18 protein-coding genes are annotated in these 21,177 nt (G+C 39.7%); 10 read left to right on the forward strand and 8 right to left on the reverse strand.

Features of this window, described 5'->3' with window-relative positions; all coding sequences use genetic code 11:
- Window positions 1-14: 14 nt before the first annotated feature.
- Complete coding sequence (gene pspA, locus R3X26_RS00970; protein WP_317715250.1) at window positions 15-683, reverse strand: phage shock protein PspA; 669 nt, start codon at window positions 681-683, stop codon at window positions 15-17.
- A gap of 214 nt (window positions 684-897) precedes the next feature.
- Between pspA and pspF the strand changes: the two genes are divergently transcribed.
- From pspF to R3X26_RS01000, 6 genes are all read left to right on the forward strand, one after another.
- Window positions 898-2,001, forward strand: a complete 1,104-nt coding sequence (pspF, locus tag R3X26_RS00975) for a phage shock protein operon transcriptional activator (protein WP_317715251.1) — start codon at window positions 898-900, stop codon at window positions 1,999-2,001.
- Between the two features lie 139 nt (window positions 2,002-2,140).
- Window positions 2,141-3,760, forward strand: a complete 1,620-nt coding sequence (sapA, locus tag R3X26_RS00980; RefSeq protein WP_317715252.1) for an ABC transporter substrate-binding protein SapA — start codon at window positions 2,141-2,143, stop codon at window positions 3,758-3,760.
- Window positions 3,761-4,723, forward strand: a complete 963-nt coding sequence (locus R3X26_RS00985; protein ID WP_317715253.1) for an ABC transporter permease — start codon at window positions 3,761-3,763, stop codon at window positions 4,721-4,723.
- A complete protein-coding gene (locus R3X26_RS00990) occupies window positions 4,710-5,597 on the forward strand; it encodes an ABC transporter permease subunit (protein WP_317715254.1) in 888 nt (295 codons plus the stop codon). Before R3X26_RS00985 ends, R3X26_RS00990 begins: the two co-directional genes overlap by 14 nt.
- Window positions 5,597-6,589, forward strand: a complete 993-nt coding sequence (locus R3X26_RS00995; protein WP_317715255.1) for an oligopeptide/dipeptide ABC transporter ATP-binding protein — start codon at window positions 5,597-5,599, stop codon at window positions 6,587-6,589. The genes R3X26_RS00990 and R3X26_RS00995 overlap by 1 nt, the downstream gene beginning before the upstream one ends.
- Window positions 6,589-7,383, forward strand: coding sequence for an ATP-binding cassette domain-containing protein (locus R3X26_RS01000; RefSeq protein WP_317715256.1), 795 nt, complete (start codon window positions 6,589-6,591; stop codon window positions 7,381-7,383). Before R3X26_RS00995 ends, R3X26_RS01000 begins: the two co-directional genes overlap by 1 nt.
- A 76-nt stretch (window positions 7,384-7,459) precedes the next feature.
- Here the strand turns inward: R3X26_RS01000 and R3X26_RS01005 are convergent, their stop codons facing one another.
- Both R3X26_RS01005 and R3X26_RS01010 read right to left on the reverse strand, forming a co-directional pair.
- Window positions 7,460-7,849 (reverse strand): DUF2750 domain-containing protein, encoded by a 390-nt coding sequence (locus R3X26_RS01005; protein WP_317715257.1) that lies wholly within the window; start codon window positions 7,847-7,849, stop codon window positions 7,460-7,462.
- 14 nt (window positions 7,850-7,863) lie between these two features.
- Window positions 7,864-8,769: a manganese-dependent inorganic pyrophosphatase gene (locus R3X26_RS01010; RefSeq protein ID WP_317715258.1), complete on the reverse strand. Its 906-nt coding sequence runs from the start codon at window positions 8,767-8,769 to the stop codon at window positions 7,864-7,866.
- Between the two features lie 313 nt (window positions 8,770-9,082).
- Here R3X26_RS01010 and R3X26_RS01015 point away from each other — a divergent pair, with 313 nt between their 5' ends.
- The 3 genes from R3X26_RS01015 (at window position 9,083) to R3X26_RS01025 (ending at window position 11,313) form a co-directional block, all read left to right on the forward strand.
- The gene (locus R3X26_RS01015; RefSeq protein WP_317715530.1) at window positions 9,083-9,862 is read left to right on the forward strand and encodes an ABC transporter permease; all 780 of its coding nucleotides are present in this window, start codon (window positions 9,083-9,085) and stop codon (window positions 9,860-9,862) included.
- 321 nt (window positions 9,863-10,183) lie between these two features.
- Complete coding sequence (locus R3X26_RS01020) at window positions 10,184-10,417, forward strand: TIGR02647 family protein (RefSeq protein WP_317715259.1); 234 nt, start codon at window positions 10,184-10,186, stop codon at window positions 10,415-10,417.
- Window positions 10,418-10,464: 47 nt separating this feature from the next.
- Window positions 10,465-11,313 carry an NAD-dependent epimerase/dehydratase family protein gene (locus R3X26_RS01025; protein ID WP_317715531.1) on the forward strand — a complete coding sequence of 283 codons (849 nt, stop codon included), beginning with the start codon at window positions 10,465-10,467 and terminating at the stop codon, window positions 11,311-11,313.
- 147 nt (window positions 11,314-11,460) lie between these two features.
- Here R3X26_RS01025 and R3X26_RS01030 read toward each other — a convergent pair whose 3' ends face one another.
- Window positions 11,461-13,311 carry a M3 family metallopeptidase gene (locus tag R3X26_RS01030; RefSeq protein ID WP_317715260.1) on the reverse strand — a complete coding sequence of 617 codons (1,851 nt, stop codon included), beginning with the start codon at window positions 13,309-13,311 and terminating at the stop codon, window positions 11,461-11,463.
- 133 nt (window positions 13,312-13,444) lie between these two features.
- On the opposite strand from R3X26_RS01030, the gene R3X26_RS01035 reads away from it, so the two are divergent.
- Window positions 13,445-13,789 carry a YajD family HNH nuclease gene (locus R3X26_RS01035; protein WP_317715261.1) on the forward strand — a complete coding sequence of 115 codons (345 nt, stop codon included), beginning with the start codon at window positions 13,445-13,447 and terminating at the stop codon, window positions 13,787-13,789.
- 101 nt (window positions 13,790-13,890) lie between these two features.
- Here the strand turns inward: R3X26_RS01035 and mukB are convergent, their stop codons facing one another.
- Genes mukB through cmoM form a run of 4 tightly spaced genes read right to left on the reverse strand, consistent with a single transcriptional unit; the run spans window position 13,891 to window position 21,163 of the window.
- Window positions 13,891-18,357 (reverse strand): chromosome partition protein MukB, encoded by a 4,467-nt coding sequence (gene mukB / locus R3X26_RS01040; RefSeq protein ID WP_317715262.1) that lies wholly within the window; start codon window positions 18,355-18,357, stop codon window positions 13,891-13,893.
- Window positions 18,354-19,037, reverse strand: a complete 684-nt coding sequence (gene mukE / locus R3X26_RS01045) for a chromosome partition protein MukE (protein ID WP_317715263.1) — start codon at window positions 19,035-19,037, stop codon at window positions 18,354-18,356. Before mukE ends, mukB begins: the two co-directional genes overlap by 4 nt.
- The gene (gene mukF, locus R3X26_RS01050) at window positions 19,018-20,373 is read right to left on the reverse strand and encodes a chromosome partition protein MukF (protein ID WP_317715264.1); all 1,356 of its coding nucleotides are present in this window, start codon (window positions 20,371-20,373) and stop codon (window positions 19,018-19,020) included. Before mukF ends, mukE begins: the two co-directional genes overlap by 20 nt.
- On the reverse strand, window positions 20,366-21,163 hold the full coding sequence (gene cmoM, locus R3X26_RS01055; RefSeq protein WP_317715265.1) for a tRNA uridine 5-oxyacetic acid(34) methyltransferase CmoM: 798 nt from the start codon (window positions 21,161-21,163) through the stop codon (window positions 20,366-20,368). The genes mukF and cmoM overlap by 8 nt, the downstream gene beginning before the upstream one ends.
- Window positions 21,164-21,177: the final 14 nt, after the last annotated feature.

The raw sequence follows: 21,177 nt of genomic DNA on the forward strand, positions 1-21,177 counted from the left end.
AAATTCACTCCTAATTATTTATCTTGATTCATTTGCTGTTTAAGCTTTTCCAGCTCTTTTTCTATTTCATCATTTGCTTGTAGTTCTGCAAATTCTTGATCTAAAGATTTCGCTTTACCCGACATTTCAAACGTATCAGCTTCCGCCTCTAATTGATCTATTTTACGTTCATACTGTTCAAATTTTGAAAATGCTTCGTTAGTACGGCTGGTATGCAGGTGCTTTTGCACATCTCTTCTATTTCCTGCCGTTTCTCGACGAATAATCAACGCTTGTTGTTTGGCGCGAGTCTCATTTATTTTGCTTTCTAACTTACTAATTTCGCCAGTAAGTTTATCAATCGTCTCTTCAACTAGAGTTTGCTCGGTGTGCAAATTTTTCACTAAATCTTGTAGCTTTTGCTTTTCAATTAAAGCCGCTCTGGCTAGATCTTCACGATTTTTAGTCAAAGCTAATGTTGCTTTTGCTTGCCATTCTTCGATATGTAATTCCATTGAATTAACCCGTCGACTTAGCTCTTTTTTGTCGGCAATAGATTTGGCCGAATTGGTACGGACTTCAACCAACGTGTCTTCCATTTCCTGTAAAATCAGTCGAATCATTTTTTCAGGATCTTCGGCTTTATCTAGTAAAGCACCTACGTTTGAATTGATAATATCAGCGAAACGAGAAAAAATACCCATAATTGAATTCCTTAATTAATCATTATCGTCATTTTTGAACCGGTTAGTGTATTTCAAAAAACTTGTTCAGCACATTTATTACAATACAACATCCATGCCAAAAATTTAGTTGTTAAAATACAGTCGCTTATAAAAATAAACATCTTATTTTTGATATGCTATGATGAATATAACCAATAGTTGGTAAAAATAACCACTCAAATAGGTCTCTAATATGGAAAAGCAAACCCTGATTGGCGAGTCACCGCTGTTTTTATCTGTATTAGATAAAGTGTCGCGACTTGCGCCAATAGAGCGCTCTGTTCTCATCATTGGGGAAAGAGGAACCGGTAAAGAACTTATCGCCCAAAGATTGCATTACCTTTCCAAACGTTGGGATCAACCACTAATTACGCTCAATTGTTCAAGTTTGAGTGAAGGACTTATAGACTCGGAATTATTTGGTCATGAAGCGGGGTCGTTTACGGGAGCAAAAGCAAAACATCAAGGCAGATTTGAACGAGCAGAAGGCGGTACACTCTTTTTAGATGAACTGGCTACTGCACCGTTATCGGTACAAGAAAAATTATTACGGGTTATTGAGTACGGCCAATATGAACGAGTGGGTGGTAGTAAGTTATTAAACGCCAATGTTAGATTGATTTGTGCTACTAATGCCAACCTTCCCGCCATGGCCGCCAATAATAGTTTTCGTGCGGATTTACTTGATAGATTAGCCTTCGATGTCGTCCACCTTCCACCATTAAGAGAGCGACAACAAGACATTATTTCACTCGCGCAGCACTATGCAATGAAGATGTGTCGAGAATTATCTCTACCCTTGTTTGTTGGATTCAGTGATGATTGTATTGATCAGTTAATTCATTATCGTTGGCCTGGAAATGTTCGAGAACTTAAAAATGTGATTGAAAGAGCGGTATATCAGCATGGCACTTCGGAAACACCAATTGCAAAATTAATATTCGATCCCTTTATAGCAGAATGGCAAAGTGATGATCATACCCCTTCAATAACCCAAGAGCATTTTATTAGTGAATTGGAGGTGGATGATTCGAACAATAATAATGAGCGCCTCAACCGTGATCACCTTGATTCAACCACTGTGGCAGGTCTCGCTAAAAACGATTATTCACTCCCCATTGATTACAAAGAGTGGCAGAAACAACATGATATACAATTACTTACACAAGTAATGATAAAAGCAAAATACAACCAACGTAACGCAGCGCGTTTATTAAATCTTAGTTATCACCAACTAAGAGGAATGTTAAGAAAATACGATTTAATCAACCTCTTAACCGATTCAAAAGCGGATTAATCCTTATATCGTCAAACGATTTTTTCTTCCAGAATAGGTGTTACACACTAAAGAATTGGTATGACTAAGAAAAAATGTTAAATTAGTCCGTTCTATGGGTATTTAATTCGCCTATTTTCAATCAATGATAGCTCTATCTATGAAAGCAATTTTAAAGTTTACCGCAGGTATTATGGGCTTAGGCTTACTTGCAGGATGTGACAACAGTATTGATCACTCGACGATTCGTAAACAAGGATTTGTCTCTTGTGGACACAGCTCTCCTGACTCATTCAATCCACAAGTAGTTGAAGGTGGATTTACCGATGAATCTTTAAGCCCTCAGATCTACGATTCCTTACTTACCCTTGATCCTACTTCTTTAAAGCCAACAACAAACATTGCTTCGTCATGGACGGTTGATCAAGAAGGCACGGTTTACACATTCAAGCTAAGACACGATGTTGAATTCCAGACTACTGCTTGGTTTACACCTACCAGACCGTTAAATGCGTCAGACGTTGTTTTTAGTTTTAATCGTATTATTGATAACTCCAATTCTTACCACGCCGTTGGTGATGCCAGTTACCCATGGTTTGAAAGTATTGATTTTAGTCGTCTTCTGCAAAAAGTCGAAGCATTAGATTCTCAAACTGTTCAGTTTACATTAAGTAAAGCAGATAATACCTTTCTATCTAACATTGCGACTACGCATGCGGTTATTCTGTCACGTGAATATGCACAGCAACTAGAAAAAAATGGCCAGAAGAACCTGATTGATGAACGCCCTGTCGGTACTGGTCCTTTCTATTTGTCAGAATACCAAGTAGGAGATTTAGTTCGATTAAAAAGACATCCAAAATATTGGCAAGGTACTCCTGATTTAGACCAAGTCGTTTTTGACATTTCATCACGTGGCACTGGCCCATTAGCCAAATTATTACGTAGAGAATGTGACGTATTATATGCTCCGTTATCTAGTCAAATCCCAATAATAAAACAAGATGAAAACTTAGTACTGGAAGCGAAACCTTCGATGAATGTTTCATTTATCGCCATCAATACCGACCACCCTGCCCTAAGTGATCCGCGCGTAAGAAAAGCCCTAAGCTTATCGATAAATAGAAAGAACATATTAGACTCGGTGTACTATGGAACCGGTGAGCAAGCATATTCACTTCTCCCACCAAGCTCTTGGGCTTACGAAAATGATTCTAACCAAATTCGATTCGATAAAAATTATGCATTAGGCTTATTGAAAGAAGCGGGATATATGACTGGACTAAAATTGTCCATGTGGGTGCCACTGGAAGCGACACCATTCAACCCTAGTCCAAGAAAGACGGCAGAATTAATACAGTCTAATTACGCCGATATTGGCATAGAGTTAGAACTATTTACCAGCGACCGATTTAACCGAACCGACTTGAATACTCATGCGTCTATGGATTTAATTCTTACTGGATGGAATGCTAGTACCGGTGACCCAGATAATTTTTTGCGACCATTGCTGTCGTGTAGTGCCGAACAATCGGGGTTAAATGTTTCCATGTGGTGTAATCCAGATTTTGATTTTTTGCTAGATCTAGCAAAAGAGACCAATCAAGAAAGATACCGACTAAACTTATATAAAGAAGCGCAATATATAATGAATGAAGAAGTCCCTATCATTCCTCTCGCGCATGGGGCACAATTTTTAGCTTATCATGAATCGCTACAAGGCTTCGAATCTAGCCCTTTCAGCACTCAGAGCTTCCATAAAGTAAGGAGAGTAAAATAGATGTTTCGTTATACTATTCGTCGTTTTAACCTCTTTGCCATCACCTTGGTAATGTTGACCATTGTTGGTTTTAGCATTACTAACTTGGATCCAAATTCGCCATGGGCTGACATGAATTATCTGCAAGGATGGGCGCGTTATGTTCAAAATTTATGGCATCTAGATTTAGGCATTAACAAACAAGGGACGCCTATCATCGATGATATTGTTGTCGTGTTTCCTGCCACACTAGAATTAGTTTTTATCGCCTTTGCGCTTGCTTTGCTTATTGGTCTTCCATTAGGTACTTTGGCTGGTATGCGCCAAGGCAAGATGATAGATAACGTCATTTCGTTTGTATCGATGTCCGGTTATTCTGCTCCATTGTTCTGGGTAGCTTTACTACTTATTATGTTCTTTTCACTGGATCTAGAACTTCTGCCAGTTTCTGGTCGATACGATTTACTTTACGAAATAGATCACGTGACTGGCTTTGCTATTATTGATGCTTTTTTGTCTGATCGACACTATCGTTCCGAAGCCTTACAAAGTGTATTGGGCCATTTAATACTGCCTTGTTTGGTATTAGCCTTAGCACCAACCACCCAAATTATTCGTTTAATGCGCGCTTCAGTTGCTGAAGTTATGACACAAAATTACATCCGTGCAGCACGAATTAAAGGTTTATCAAAATGGGAGATCGTCACCCAACATGTGGTTAGAAACGCCTTACCACCTATTTTTCCTAAATTTGGCGTTCAGTTATCTAGTATGCTTACTTTTGCGATAATCACTGAATCCATTTTTAATTGGCCAGGCATTGGTAGATGGCTTCTGAATGCTTTATCCAATCAAGACTTCGCGTCTATTCAAGCTGGCGTGATTGTGGTCGCATCTTTTGTATTATCAGCCAATATTCTATCTGACCTGCTCGGCACGTTAGCAAACCCATTAGTAAGGAAAGAGTGGTATGTTAACCAATAATATTTATCAAGAAGAACATATTCCAACTCAGTTTGAACGTTTCGCTAAAAGCTATAAAAGTAATAATCTAGCAATGTTCGGAATGTGGTGTCTCTCCATCGTAATTATCGTCACCATAACGTCTCCATGGATAAGTCCACACGACCCTAACTTACAAACCGGACATTTACTCATTCCTCCATCTTGGGCAACCGAAGGCAGTATTGACTACTTTTTAGGTACCGATGATCTAGGCCGAGATATTTTGTCGCGAATATTAATTGGATCACAATACACTTTTGGTGCGGCGGTACTGGTTACCTTCATTGCTGGCATTATTGGTTGCTTCATTGGCATTTTAGCCGGAATGACCAAAGGGCTCTTATCCAGTACGTTAAACCATATGCTTGATGTAATCATGTCTATTCCTTCGTTACTGCTAGCCATTATATTTGTCGCCTTTTTAGGTTTTGGCGAGTTTAATATTTTATTAGCGATAGGGCTGGCTCTGATCCCTCGATTTATACGTTCTATTTACACCGCGATACACGGTGAATTAGAAAAAGACTACATAATCGCGGCTAGACTCGATGGTGCCGATGATATTTATTTACTGATCAATTCCATTTTTCCCAATATTTTGTCGATTATCGCTGCCGAAGTTACTATGGCGATTACCATTGCCATTATGGATATCACGGCATTAGGTTTTCTAGGATTAGGTGCCCAATCACCTAGCACAGAATGGGGCTCTATTTTAGGTGATTCAGTGGAGCTTATTTACCTTGCTCCATGGACGGTGACGCTTCCGGGACTTGCCATTATGTTTACGGTTATCTCAATCAATTTAGTTGGTGAAGGCGTTCGACAAGCCTTAAATGCAGGGGTCGAATAATGCCTTTACTTGATTTTAGACATCTAACGATAGAAATAGAAACACCACATGGTTTGGTTAAAGCCGTCGATCGTATGAGCCTAACCATTCAAGAAGGTGATATTCGTGGTTTAGTTGGAGAATCCGGTTCAGGAAAAAGCTTGGTGGCCAAAGCTATCGTTGGCATCTGCAAAGAAAATTGGCGCGTTAGTGCCGATAGAATGCGTTTTGGCGATGTGGATTTATTGCAATTAACCGCAAGAGAGCGGCGAAAAGTCATTGCTCGAGATATTGCCATTATTTTCCAAGAACCCTCAACTTGTTTAGATCCTTCCGAAGCGGTTGGTAATCAATTAGCCGAATCAATACCGTCTAAAACCTTCCAAGGTCGATGGTGGCAGCGCCTAAAATGGCGAAAAAAACAAGCGAAAGCTTTATTACACAAAGTGGGCATCAAAGATCATCGTCGAGTCATGGGCAGTTACCCGTACGAGCTAACCGATGGTGAGTGCCAAAAAGTAATGATAGCGATGGCAATAGCAGCCAAACCTAGAATGCTGATCGCAGATGAACCAACCAATGATTTAGACCCAATTACTCAGACTCAAATACTCAAATTGTTGAGTCGGATGAATCAAATACACAATACAACCATATTATTGATTGGTCATGATTTGACCACTATTACTCAGTGGGCAACTCGTATTACGGTGATGTATTGTGGTCAGTCTGTTGAATCGGCTGCAACCAAGCAAATACTCACTAAACCTAAGCATCCGTACACTGTCGCACTACTTAAAGCGATGCCGGACTTTAATAATTGGATCCCTCATAAACAGAAGCTGCAATCGTTACCGGGCTCCATTCCTCCTTTACAGCATTTACCAATCGGCTGTCGATTGGGACCTCGTTGTCCTTATGCTCAACGACAATGTGTGGAGATACCGTATTCTAAAATCATTAAAGGACATAAATTTTCCTGTCATTTCCCGCTTAATACGGAGACAAAATAATGCATGAGTCCTTACTTGAAGTTAACGACTTATCCAAACGCTTTGTTACTCGTTCTGGTTTATTTAGAAAAAAAATCAACCACGCAGTAAAGCCTTTGAGCTTCACACTTGAAGCGGGACAAACCATTGGTCTTATTGGTCAAAATGGTTCGGGAAAATCAACACTGGCGAAAATGTTAGCGGGAGTGTGCGAACCATCAAGTGGTGAAATTAAAGTTAATGGTGAAAAACTAGAGCACAAAGATTATTCAACTCGCTGTAAATTAATTCGCATGATTTTCCAAGATCCTAATAGTTCTCTCAATCAGAGAATACAAATTGGTCGCATATTGGAAGGCCCATTGCGAAGAAACACCGAGATGACGGCTAGTGCCAGAATGCAGAGAGTAAAAGATACGTTAGTTCGGGTCGGTTTATTACCTGAACATGCCTATTTCTATCCGCAAATGCTCGCAACAGGACAAAAACAGCGTATATGTTTGGCTAGAGCGCTTATATTACAACCATCAATTATCGTGGCAGACGAAGCGCTTAATGGCTTAGATATGGCCATGCGATCGCAAATTATCAACTTGTTTTTAGATTTACAGGATGAGATGGGGGTTTCGTTTGTTTATTCTTCGCAGCATATTGGTATTGTTAAACACATTACTGACAAAGTGATGGTAATGCATGAAGGTGAAGTGGTGGAGTATGGCGAAACCAATCAAATACTAACCAGCCCTAAACATGCAATTACGCAAAAATTAGTTGAAAATCACTTCTACAAAGCACCAAACTATAACAAAGGCTAAAAAAAAGCGGTGATATTCAATCACCGCTTTAGTACTGCACAATTACTAATCTGAACCATTACTAGCCGATAAACTCTTAGCTTTTATGTATTTTTTGTGTCTGCTTTTTGAGTTCAAAATCAAACTCATCAGGAAATAACACCACACCTTCTTGGTCAATATTCGGAAAGACAACAATGGCAAGTTCATCGTCGGCTAAACCATGAGTCCAACGACTATGCCACTTGGCCACCGAGATACTTTCTGCAACGCAGTTTTCCCATTCGCCCGTACTCCATTCAGCAGCGAACGCTTGGCTAGGCCAAACAGGAACACAGTCTTCATCTTCGGTATTGAGCATTACGCAACCGTGTTCATCTGTTAGTATCCAAACTTGGCGATTCGTTGCTATCTCTTTTATGCAATATTTTAGACGCTGTTCCGCATCAAGATTATTTATTGCATTATTGTCGAGCTTATCAACCATATATACCTCGGTGCTTACGCCAATTCGTTTTGAAGCCAAGGCCAGCCTTGTTTCTTACGGCTTAACGTATTTTCCATCATTAACATGCCATTTTTCTCATGCTGCACTAACTTCTCACCAAACTCACCTTTATACAGTAAACGCGTGGTCGCAGAAGTAATATCCGTTAGCATAACCGCAGCAAAGGCTAAGCCTTCTTCATCACAACGACGTTGAAGATCCGCTTCTAGTGCTTCAATCATTCCGTCTACTTGCTCTAATGTTGCGAGTTCAATTTGGCCTACAACTACATCACGGTCCATAAACGGGTACGCTTTCAGATCTTTCTCTACCAATTGAGCAGCATTAAGCCCTTGGATATCAGTCTTAGCGATTAATAGGTTCTTAATAAACGAATCTAAATCGGTCACTTGAGCAAATTTAGTTAGTTCTTCAACGGCTTCTTTATCTTTTGGTGTACAAGTTGGAGATGCGAAACCAACTGTATCCGATAAAATAGCAGACATCATTAAGGTTGCCATTTCACGAGTGATGTTAACTTCTTCCATCTTCAATAAATTGAATAAAATGGTACAAGTACACCCTACTGGCCAAATCCACGCTTCTAATGGATTAATCGTCATCACATCACCTAGACGATGGTGATCGACAATACCAACAATTTCAGCATCATTGATGTCATCAGGAGCTTGAGATACGTCAGTGTAATCAACTAACCATACTTTTTCACCAGCAACGCTAGTGCACATTTCAGGAGCTTCCACTCCAGCTTGCTCTAAAATGTATTTAGTTTCACGGTTAAGCTCACCTTGACGACCTGGTTTTGCTTCTAAACCACGAGCTTTAAGTAACTCGGTGGCAACTAATGCACTACAAATGCTATCACTATCTGGGTTTTTATGACCAATAACTCGAATCATGTCATTTCCTATACACGTTTTTATTATGGAATGAGATCTTGTATGACCTACTTTCAATGACCGATACTTTACCTTATTTTTCACATTTGTCATTGGATCGATGATAAAAAATCCGCTTAAAGCTAATAAATCTCTATAGTCTCAACAATAATTAAAGCTATTTGAGGTTATAAGCGATTAGCGTTATTAACAAAACTTAAACATAGCACCGTCAATTAACGCTATTCGGCCGAGCTGATCGGCTGAAACTTTTAATTTGCACAAAATACGTTATGCTGATTATCTATTTGCAATCACAGAAGTGATGACGTTAATGGCTTTAGATATTTCCTGGTCCCAATTAGCCTTATTCTCTCTCACCTTGATCATTCCCTTTGCTATTAATGTTCATTATCAGACAGCATTAGCCAAAGATATGGCAATTTCGATGGTAAGAATGGCAGTCCAATTGATTTTAGTTGGCTTGTATTTAGAATTGGTCTTTCAGACCAATAACCTATTGCTTAATTTACTTTGGATTATCGTAATGGTCACCGTGGGTAGCAGCGCTATTATTGGCAAAGCAAAGCTCCCTATGCGACGGCTTTTTTTGCCTGTTCTTTTCGGCTTGGTGGTTGGTTTAGCGCCACTGTTATATTTACTGGTGGTTATGGTTATTCAACCGGTTCCACTTTACAGCGCTCAGTACGTGATCCCGCTTGCTGGAATGTTGCTAGGTAATACCTTAAGCAGCAATATTGTTGCATTACAAAATTTATACGGTGCGTTCGAGCACAGAAAATCAGAATATGAAGCGTCTATTTCATTAGGCGCGAGTCCCAAATACGCTACGTTACCTTTTATAAGAACAGCGATGCAAAAAGCGTTTGCACCTATACTGGCTTCAATGACGGCTACTGGCTTAGTGACGTTACCCGGTATGATGACAGGGCAAATTTTAGGCGGAGTCAATCCCATGATAGCGATAAAATATCAACTTATTATTTTAATCGCTATTTTCGTGATGATGTCTATCTCAGTAACAATTTCGCTGCAAATGAGCATAAAAAAGACCGTGACGCCTGAAGGTAGAGTATTAGTAAAATTTCAATAAAAAATACTTGCGATCTTTGATTCGCTTATTTTCATTAGCGTCTCACATTTTATCCACAGATATTGTGGATAAACAACCGTTCGAATTAAATATAAAGACGCTAATTTTTATTACCAATTGATTTAAAAAAGCAATCAGAAGAACGGATAAAGACGGACATAGTCAATTGATTTGTTTATTTTACTTGTTACTTTAGCCCACAATAAATTGTACTAATAATAACCATTTTGTTCATAGCTAACAGTTCTCGGCATCGATTCTTGTTCCGATAGTCAATCCCATTTAATCTGAGACTAGAACTACACCTCAAGGACTCTAAAAATGAAATATACTCAAGAAAAGATGGCAGAACTCAATTTATTGCTACAATTTGATCTTAGTAGTGCGGCGACGGGTATTAAGGTTCACAATGATGCAGCACAAGAATTGCAAACGGCTGTGCAGAGCCTATATGCTAAAAATTTATGTACTTTGCCCGACGGAGGTTATTTAACCAGTGAAGGTATTGAAGTCGCAGAGCATGCAGATAAAATATTACGCGTTTTATCTGCATAAAAGAGGAAACGGTTATCAATCATAGCAACATTGGCAATATCGCCATTATTGGAGCCGGTTGGTTAGGCCAACCGCTTGCCACACAATTACTAGCCAACAAGCAGTTTGTTTATGCGACTCGTCGATCGGCAGCCACACTAGAAGAACTACGAGCCCACTCCATTCCTTGTTTCCAGTTATCACTGCAAGGTCACCATGCGCCCTTAAATGGACAAAATGATCCAGATTACACGACGCACATTGTACAAGATCTTATTGACCGCGACATCGACACGGTTATCGGGGCTTTTCCACCCGGCTTTCGACAAGGCGGTGGCCAAGATTATGCCAATAATTGGAAGACTCTGGTCGACTGTTGCCGAAAGGCAAAAGTAAACAAGATTATTATGGTCAGTTCGACATCGGTTTATCCAGATACATGTGCAACCATGATAGAAGCCGATGCGTCACTTGAATTAGCCGTAGATAACGATGACTATTCGAATAAAAGCCGAATAATGTTAACGGCTGAACAATCGGTGCTCGAGTCCAAAATAGACTACGTGATTCTGCGTTGTTCTGGATTATTTGGTCCCAATAGGCATCCAGCGAGATTCGTCGCGAAATTATCCAGTATTAGCAATGTCGCACCAGTCAATATGGTGCATTTAGACGATGTGGTAAACGCGATTGAATACAGCTTAACTCATATTAATAATCAAATCGTTAATGTGAGCACTCCTAATACCGTCACCAAGTATCAGTTTTACCAACAAGCGTTACAGCATTACGCCGAACCTATTACCATGCCGGAGACTAACAGCGTTAATACCAAGCGAATCAGTGCAGAAAAATTACTAACAACTGGGTTTACGTTTAAGTTTGATAATGTGTTGGACGCATTAGCTCATTGTTAATCTATTTCACGCACTCGGCTACATAACATTTATACTGCAAGATAAAAACGGCTAATAAAGGTGATAACGGCTTGAAAGGTTATCAATGTGTTAACAAGCAAAGGGTAACACTACCCTTTGCTCATCCTATACATGATCCATACAAAGTTAATTAACTGCGTATCTCTTGTCTAGATATTGTTCAAAATCACGACACATATCGTTATCTGAATCGGAGTTAGAAGCGATAATCTGACTTCCATCCACAATTTTAATCGATGCATTTAATGGTTGTACGGCTGCTCTGGTTCTGTCGGCTAATGCTTTGATTTTGTCTAACTCCATTTGCCAAGCCTGCTCTGTACTCAAATTACATTCTTCGGCTAAGTATTTAGCGTTAAACCCTTCGCCAGTGAGTGCTTGTATTGACTGATTATGACAAACACTATTGCCTGCATGCCAGTAATGCTTCGCAAGCAAGGGGCCAATTTCCGGGTTATCGGTCAAATAACCAAATTTACGCATAAAATACGCTCTGGTTTGATAAACTGCCATGTGAGCTAAAAGATACCCTTGATACGAACAAGCTGATTCATCAGACAGTAAATGAGGAATGGCTAACAAAGGTCTTGGACTACAAGATAAACCCAGAATTTTCTGTTCACAGCGACGAGCTAATTCAGTAACGTTCTCCGCGGTTAATTGGTCATCTTTAAGCTGATATAAAGCTCGCTCAAAATAAGGCACCACTAAAATACTGCGCTCTTCATAGGCTTTAAAAGGTTGTTTACTATCGACCATTGCTTTAATGATTTCTTCTGGCACTGATTCGCCATTGGCGTTAACCGCATATCGTTTAAGCCAATCTGCATCATTTAAAAGACTGTCACAGAACATTGATTGGGTTTCTGCGTACGCCATAGAAGTGGGAGCAAATTCTTGCGAAAAACACGGTGAATTCATTTTTACATTAGCAAAATGTGCCGCATGGCCTCCTTCATGAAACAGCGTGTTAATACCTGCATATCCACTACCAATTTGGTCAGGTTTAGCATTACTTGTAAAGTTAACTTTAGCGGCAACCCAGTCACCTTGGTTATAATACGATGGTACTGGGCCGTGACAGAAACCATTTGGGTACTTTCCTTTTCTGTCAAGCAGATCGAGGGTCAATTCAGCCGCCGAATAGTCAATATTTAAACGGCCAAACGATTCAACCCAACGTCGTAACGACTTTGAGAATGGAACATATGGGTCTAAATCTCTCATTGCATCACCGGCGAATGAAAAAACAAAATTATGTGCGCTTAATGCCTGCTCTCCTTGCTCGTTAGCTAATGCTTGTAAACTAGTTAAATGACTTTGCTGAGTTTGAGTTTCAAAGTCATCTAAAATAGTGAACAACTCGTTAGTATTCATTTGCTCTGTTTTCTCGATTGAATAATCAAAAAATGTGTCATAACCAAGTGACTGAGCAAACTGATTTCTTAATTTAACCAACTGCAAGAATCCATTTTCTAATAGCCATTGCTCTAAATCCAGTAGCGCGTTGTGTGCCGAAAGTCTAACGGCTTCATCACTACTGGTACGAATAACTGCAGCCAATGTGGGTAGAGACCCTTCCACTTTCTGACCATTTTCATCGACATAATGCATTAAATGATTTTGCTTTTTTTCAAACACAGCTGATTCAAATTGAATCAGCTGTGTTTTGAGATTTTGCGCTTCACTGCCTTCAATGGCGTGGGATTGAAACATGGATAACCACCCTGTTAATCCGGTTTTGGTTTCGCGCTTTTCATCTTCATCTTGGAGCGACTCAGCTGCAATTAGCTGCTGCTTTATTTCGATAATCTTAGTCGGATCGCTTAAAAATTGCGTCCATTTCGTTTGTGCCGCAGTCGATCCTGCGTGGTCATCACTTAATCCCATATACGTTTGCCAAAAAAAGTCTTCTTTTTCTTTATGAAGGATAAGATATTGCTGATTAAGTTGATTAAGGTAACGTGTTGCTGTCATGATATATTTTCACCTATTGGGACACTTATTTCATATTAACATGTCAAACTAAAATACGCTTTTTGCTTTTAGGGTTTTTCTATTATGATAGGCTAATTAATATAGCTTAGTGGTAAAAACGACGGGAGTTAACATGGGTTCAGATTTCTACGGCAGCAGTGCCGCATACGCGAGAAAAGAGAGTGATTACCGAGATCGAGCGTTGAAGATGTACCCTTGGGTATGTGGAAACTGCGCACGAGAATTTGTCTATTCAAATCTAAGAGAACTGACTGTTCACCACAAAGACCATGATCATACGAATAATCCAAATGACGGCAGCAATTGGGAATTATTATGTATTTATTGCCATGATCACGAACATTCCAAATATACCGACCACGACCAATACGGTACCGACATTACTCCAGGGCAAGATGAACATGAAAGTGCCACACATAATCCGTTTGCTGATCTGGCTAAAATGATGAAGAAATAGACAAAAATAAAAGCAGATTAACTTTACAAGCTAATCTGCTTTTTTACGTGTCGAGCCCTGTCACTACAAATAACACCCTCAAGCAACATATTGACGTTGTGTTAATTTACCAACTCTACACTTTCAGCCATTTCTGCTACTTTTCGGTCAAAGCCTTTCAAACCAACCACATGAACATGTTCTCTATTATCAATCACTTTACGAACTAATTTGTAAGTAGTCCCCTGTTCTGGGCTAATATTCTCTGGTGCAGCAATAAGTAACTGCATATCGAGTCGGTGACATAATTCAAATAGCGTGTTGATAGATTTACTATCCAAACGAGCGGCTTCATCTAAAAATAATAATCGACAAGGCACGATGTCTTTACTTCTTAGACGACGAGATTCTTCTTCCCAACTTTGCACAACCATCAACAATATTGATTGACCTGTACCAATCGCTTCGCCAGTCGATAATGCTCCAGACTCAGCTTGTAGCCAGCCGTCAGAACCTCTATTTACTTCAACACTTAGTTCCAAATAGTTACGATAATCAAGTAACTCTTCACCCAAAATCTGTGGCGAACGTTGTCCCATATCAATATGTGGATTTACCCGTTGGAATAACTTCGCCATTGCTTCTGAAAAAGTATGTTTGGAACTTTCAAATAAATCTCGATGCTGCTGCTGTTTATTCGCTAGTCCATCAAGTAAAACCTCATGACTTTGACGTATTTTCACATTCAAGCGTACCCCTTTCACTTGGCCAAAGTTAATATTGGATAAACCTTGGTTGAGCATACGGATACGATTCTGTTCTCGTTGAATAGTTTTATTGATAATCGACGCAACCGAATCGGAACTGATCGCCAATCGATTCTCCCGTAAAGAAAGCTCCTCACTCAAGCGGGCCAGCTCGACTTCCATCTCTTCAATTGCTTCTACTGGATCATCAGTACGAATAATATCTTGACGGATACGCTGCTTTAAATATTGGTATACAGCGATATAGAATAAGACTTTTCTTTCTGGGTAGGCATTTTCTTCCGATAAGCGTAACGCATCACGCAAATCGGCATTATCTGCTACAGCAAGTCTTAATGCGCCTAAAGATTTATCTGACATTGAGCGCAGCTCGTCGCCAGTTAAATACGCCAGTTCTCTTCGATATAATCGGCGCTCAACGTCGTGTTGCTTAGCTAAGCGAATCACTTCACACCAATTCGATTTGGCTAACACAGCAACATATCGGGTCTCTTTGTATTGCTTTGAAACTCGCTTAATCGATTTTGACAGTGTTTTGATTTCGAGTTCTGTCGATGTGATAATTCTTTGCTGCTCAGCTTTATTGTTTCTTATACTGTGCACTTGCTCAAGCAAGTGGGCTTTTCGTTCCTCTGCTCTTTGTAACGTTGCTTCATCACCATTCACACCATATTCGGTTAATTCGTCTTGGAATTCTTGAATGGTTTCTGTTTTTGCTTGATAAGTACTCTTTAATGAAGCTAACACTTGGTTATATTGATTAAACTCACGTTGAGCTTGCTTAAGCGCCAATCGATTCACACCGCGCTGCGATTCTGCTTGTACCAGTTTTTGTTTTAGCTGTTCACTGAGTTCACTGCTCTGGTCTAACATAGATGCAGAATCTTTATAAGCAAAATAGCCCGTACGCTCTTTCAAATCTTCCAGTGCGTATTGTTGACGTTTTAAGGTTTGCAAATTTTGGTCAATCTGCTGGTAATCTTTCTCCACAGATTGATGTTCAGCAGGATCGTTTTGTAATGCAGATAAATAATCTGTTAGTTTATTAATTGATTGTTTATGTTGTTCAACATAACGTTTAGCATTGGCGATCTCACTCAATTTTAGCTCTAAGTCACGATGTTTTTCAACATACGACTCATCATTTAAATAGCCTATCATCGATGCTATTTTGTCCAGTAGATTTAACGCTTGCTTGCAACTATTAAGCTGTGCTTTTAATTGAGCTAAGCTCGATTCAATCTGTTCGAGGTTAGTTTGGCACTGTGCATAATTCTGCTTGACCTGTTGTAGTTCACGCTCTGGATCCGTTTGAAATGCTGACTCCATAAAGTGAGATACAAAATGACTAAAGCTCTGGTATAACCGTTGTAATTTTTGCGAATCAAACGCGGCTTTGGCATGAGATTCAATCACTTCATCACGATGACTTCTTAATTGTTCTAAGCGTTGTTCCCGAGCCGCTCGACCAAACAATGGGTTTACCGGCAATCGAGAATAGCGGATCTGGCGTTCACTATACTGAACACAAACTGCACCATCTAATTCATCAACATTAAACGTACTATCATCAAACGCATCAACATCGCCTTCAATAATGTAGACATCTTCGGGACAGTCGGTTAATAATTCCAGTTTATCTTTAATATCGGTCAAATCGCTCACGACAACCGCGCTACGCGACGGTCCATACATCGCGCTGAAATAAGGGGCATCTTCTAAAGTAATATCGTCATATATTTCGCTAAGTAATACGCCACCCAGTGTATCTGCAATGCCTTTTAAGCGAGTATCATTAGCACCGCCAAAAGAAGCCAATTGATCGATTTCTTTATCAAGTGCCTCTCTTCGAGCAAGTAAGCTTTCTTTTTCAGATAACTTGGATTTTTCTTGTTGTAGTATTGCCTGCATCTCTGCCATAACGGATTGGCGACTGGACAACGGCTGATCGGTCTTTTCTCTGAGTATTTCCAGTGCGCTATTGGCTTCTAACCAAACAGGCGCTCTTGATTCTAGTTGAAGCAATGTTTCTTTGTAGTGTTTCGCCTGCTGAATGGTTTTTAGCCGTTCATCTCTATTTATTTCAATCTGTTCTTCTAACGAATCAACACGCAATTGATTCTGATCGTACTGTTCGGCTATATCATTACTATTGATCACCAGCGAGCCATAATCGCGATTATACTGCTGGCAAAGGTCGGTCACTTGCTTCTGTTTGGCGAGGTTTGATCTCGATTCTTGTAACTGTGCGTTTAATTGATTCTGATTAGCAATCAATGATTCCGATGCTTCTAACTGCTCTATTGCTTGTTTTGCTTTGAAATAGGCGTTGTTTCTATCAACGTCATCAGAGACACTTTTTACTAAGGCTAACCCCGTATCAAACTGTGCCACTGCGGCAGAAAACATATCCAATTTATGCTTCAGCGACAGTAATTGTTGAGTCTGCTGCTCTTCTTGCTGCTTAAAGTCGGATAAAAGTTGCGGTACATCTGCTGCTTGTAAATTTTGATTTTGTAGCACATCTCGTGCTTTCTCTAGTACAGTAACCGCTTGTTGATATTGTAACGATCGAGTTTGCTGGACATCTAGAGCTTGTTGGTAATCAGCCAACTGCATTTGTAAACTATCAACTTCTTGCTCAGCAGACGTGGTCTTTTTCTCAAGCTCTATTACCGTATTCTGAGAGTCTTCAACAACAATTATCTGCTCTTCTAATCGTTCACTTAGCGCTTCTAAATCATCAAGATAACGTGCAATTTTTTCTTGTTGCTTCATCGCTCCATGAATCAATTGGAGATGATCGGATGCCGATTGATAATCCTGTTCAACGTCAAATTCTTGCTCATTTAATTGCTCAAGTGTCTCTTTGGTCGAGCGATACAAATCCTGCTGCTGAACCAACTGATGACGAGTAGAATTCAGTTCATGCCTTAAAGATAATGCAAGATCTAGGCGTTGTTTTCGATCATTGGTGTGTCGCATATAGTCAGAAGAGACATAATTCGTCGATTCTGTAATTAGATGTTTGAAAAGGTCTCTATCCGCTTGAGTAGACTTTATCGCCTCTAATGTGATCCTGTTCTCGCGTAATGCCGATTCCATATCTTGGAATGCTTTTTTAACTCCACCATTTTGAGGCAGCAAGTAATCTCTTAAAGACCGAGTAATCGCACTTGATATACCGCCATATAAAGATGCTTCAATCAATCTATAATACTTAGATCGATCACTGGTGTTTCTTAATTTTTTGGGTAAAACGCCAAAATCGAACATTTGAGTGTGATAATCAGCCACAGAATTAAACACTCTAACAACCGCACCTTCGTATTTATGTGTAGATTGGTCCGCAATGGATTGTTTAACTTCATTAATAGTTTTAACTCGTGCGTTATTATTGGCTAACGCTTCCATCAAAACATCGGTAGGTTTAATATGACTCGCCAACCCTTGAATTAAAAACGGTTTAATGTCGACTTTTTTATCTCGACCAGCTATTTGTTGTAAGCGAACACCAAACAGCAAACGCTGTTTTTTCGAGTTAACAACATCGAGCGCAGCGTAACAGACTCCGGGCTGCAATTTGCCAAATAAACCTTTATCTCTCGATGCTTGTGAGCTACCAGCTTCGGTGGTATTTCTAAAATGAAGTAAACTTTGGTCAGGAATTAACGCCGTAATAAAAGCGGCCATGGTCGTTGATTTACCCGCACCATTTCCGCCAGATAAAGTAGTGACTAATTCATCGATATCGAAGGTACGTGCAAAAAATCCGTTCCAGTTAATCATTGTCAATGATTGATATTTACCACGTTCAATCATGCTTCACCCTCTAATAGTTCTATTGTGTATTGCTTTGTTTCTTGTTCGGTCACTGCTTCACCATCACGAATAAGCCTCAGTTGAGCTTGTTTAAGTTCCTCGCCAGTTCGTACATCAGCACCAAAGCGGAACACGGATTCACTGATTCGAAACTTGCCTTCTTCACCAATTGAAAGCACCATGCCAAGTCTTTTAAGTCGACGAAGAGAAGTTTTAACCTTTTCAAATAATTTATCTTTATCTAAATCCGAACCCGTGGCCCGGTGAGTCACAACTCGCAGCAACTTTTTCTCATCCGCTAAAGCAAGCAATTCTTCATATAGCTCTTGGTTAGTAAATATACCTTCGTGAGCTAATCGTTCTGGGCTTAAATATAAAAAGCAGAGCACCTTTCCTACTAACATATCCAATTCTGACAACACACTTCGCCCAATCAATGCGGTAGAACGTGGGCGTAAATAGAAGAACCCTTCTGGGGCTTTAACTAATTCGGTGTTGTACCTTAGATAAAACATCGCTAATTCTGTTTCAAAATCACACAGTAATGCGTGATTATCCATATCTTCGGTTGCGATATGTTTGCCTGCTCTAAGCATGCTATCGAGCGCGGGGAAGAGTGGATTTGCTATTACTTTAACCAGTTTCTCTGGCAAATATTGTTCAGTATTTATTAATGACATTTGCTTGTACCTTTGCACCGAAATCGTTGATCGCTTGCCAATCTGGTTGAATGGCGTGAAAATCTGACTCAGAAAAGCCGAGTCTAACCGCTTGATCGATAACAATTCTGGCTAAATCAAAATGTTGCGTTGTTGGATGTTGTAAAAGATATTTTTTTAGAACCGCGCCTAAATCTATCGAATGTCCATGTTTTTTATGGCGAGATAACATTTCGGCTACTTGTTGGGACAGTTCATCACTGACCTGCTGAAGTTGTTCATATTTTACCTCCATTGGTAAAACACCAATCACCTCTTCATCTCTGAGAGCCATCGCCTCGTCTCTTAGATCGGTTAATTTTTCCTCATTAGCGTAGGTCAGCATCCATGGTACATCGAAGTACGTTTTTATTGATTGACGTAACCTTTGGCTGAAGGCTCTATTTTCATCCATATCTATAGCAGTACGGATAAATTTATGTACATGTCTGTCATAGCCTATCCATAAATCGATTGCTTGCTGACCCCACCTGACCACTCTGTCTAACTTAACTTGTAGTGAATAAAGTGCATCATCGATAAACTCAAACACATTGTCATTACTTAATTCTTGTTGAATATCAATTATTTGTGTTTGAAGTTCATCACCTGCAGCCTGCAAGGTATCTTGCAGATCTCGAAGATTATTGGATGTTTCTGATAACAACACTTCACAATTGTTGATCGCTTCTCGCCAATTTTTATTAAGTAGTTGAGCGATTTGCTGTTTCACTTCTTGTTGCTGTTCATCCATAACTCTTTGGGTGAGATCGATCTGATCAAAAATTTCGCCAACTGAATACTTAAGTACACCATAGACTTTCTTTTGCCAATGAATTTCATCGCCCCCTTCTTGAGCTGCGCTTACAGCCTTGGTCATTTCATCTGACACCATTGCCAGTTGAATGGACAGTTTTAGCTCTGAAAATTGATTATGACGTAAGTAATATTCTGTAATTCCTATTGCCAACGAAGATAAACGGTAAATACTTGCTCCATCCAAGCTTTCACTGGTAAAGCGACTAATCAGTCGTTGTTTAACTAAATCGTTAATTGCATTGTTAGCTTTAAATTGGCTATTAGACTTAATACTCGCGCCATGTTCAGTATTACTAAATTGCTTACTCACGATGTTAAACGCATCGTGTAGTTCTCCTTCTCCTAACTCCTCATCAAATTTGCTACTACTAAGCACCGCAATTGAGATAAGAAACGCTAGCTTCTCACTCGATAAGTTTAACGAGAAGTCGTGTTTTTCAACCCAACCAACGACTTCATCAATAGGTTGCTGAGAAAGCATTTGAGTTGTATCACTCATTATTTTTCCTATCATTCATGTTTTTTGCCCATACATGGATGTATCGACCAAGTGACAAATAAGGTTCTTGTCGACATAATTTTTGTTCTAATGCTAACAAATCATCAGATTGGTAATCACCCATGTATTGTTGATTCCCTATATAATCGTGGAATGAACGGATACCAGACTTGCCACAGATCTTGAATCCTGCAGTTTCAATCCATTGGTAAACCTCTTCTGGCAGCAATCCATTTTGTGGTTGCAACTTAAAGCGTTTTTTATGCGGCATCCCTGCCAATACGTGTGGAATATTGCCACAAACCACATTTTTAAAAACTAAGCCATGATGGTTATAAAACATTACCGAAGCGATCCCACCTGGCTTCACTTGCTCTAAAACGGTTTCTAGGGCGTGTTTAGGGTCGACAAGCCATTCCATTACCGCATGGAACAACAATATATCAACCGGCTGATTAAGCTTTTGCGCTATATTTTGCACTGGAGAGTGAATAAATGAATACCGTTCGAGTAGATCGTTACTAGTGATCTCCTTCTCAGCTAATTGCAACATTTCAGATGAAATATCGCAAAGCGATACATTATGTCCAAACGATGCAAGTCGTTGAGATATTTGCGCTAAACCACCTCCTGCATCTAATATATGTAAAGGCCTGTCAGTAGAGAACATTTGCAAGGCTTGCATAAGATCTTGCCAAACTACAGTCTGGCGAATTTCACCTTTCTCTGAGCCATAAATATTCTCGGCAAACTTATGCGCGATATCATCAAAATTTCTGTCTTCTTGCACGAATTATACTTTTC

The sequence above is a fragment of the Vibrio sp. TH_r3 genome (genome assembly GCF_033101115.1).
Classification (GTDB): Bacteria; Pseudomonadota; Gammaproteobacteria; order Enterobacterales; family Vibrionaceae; genus Vibrio.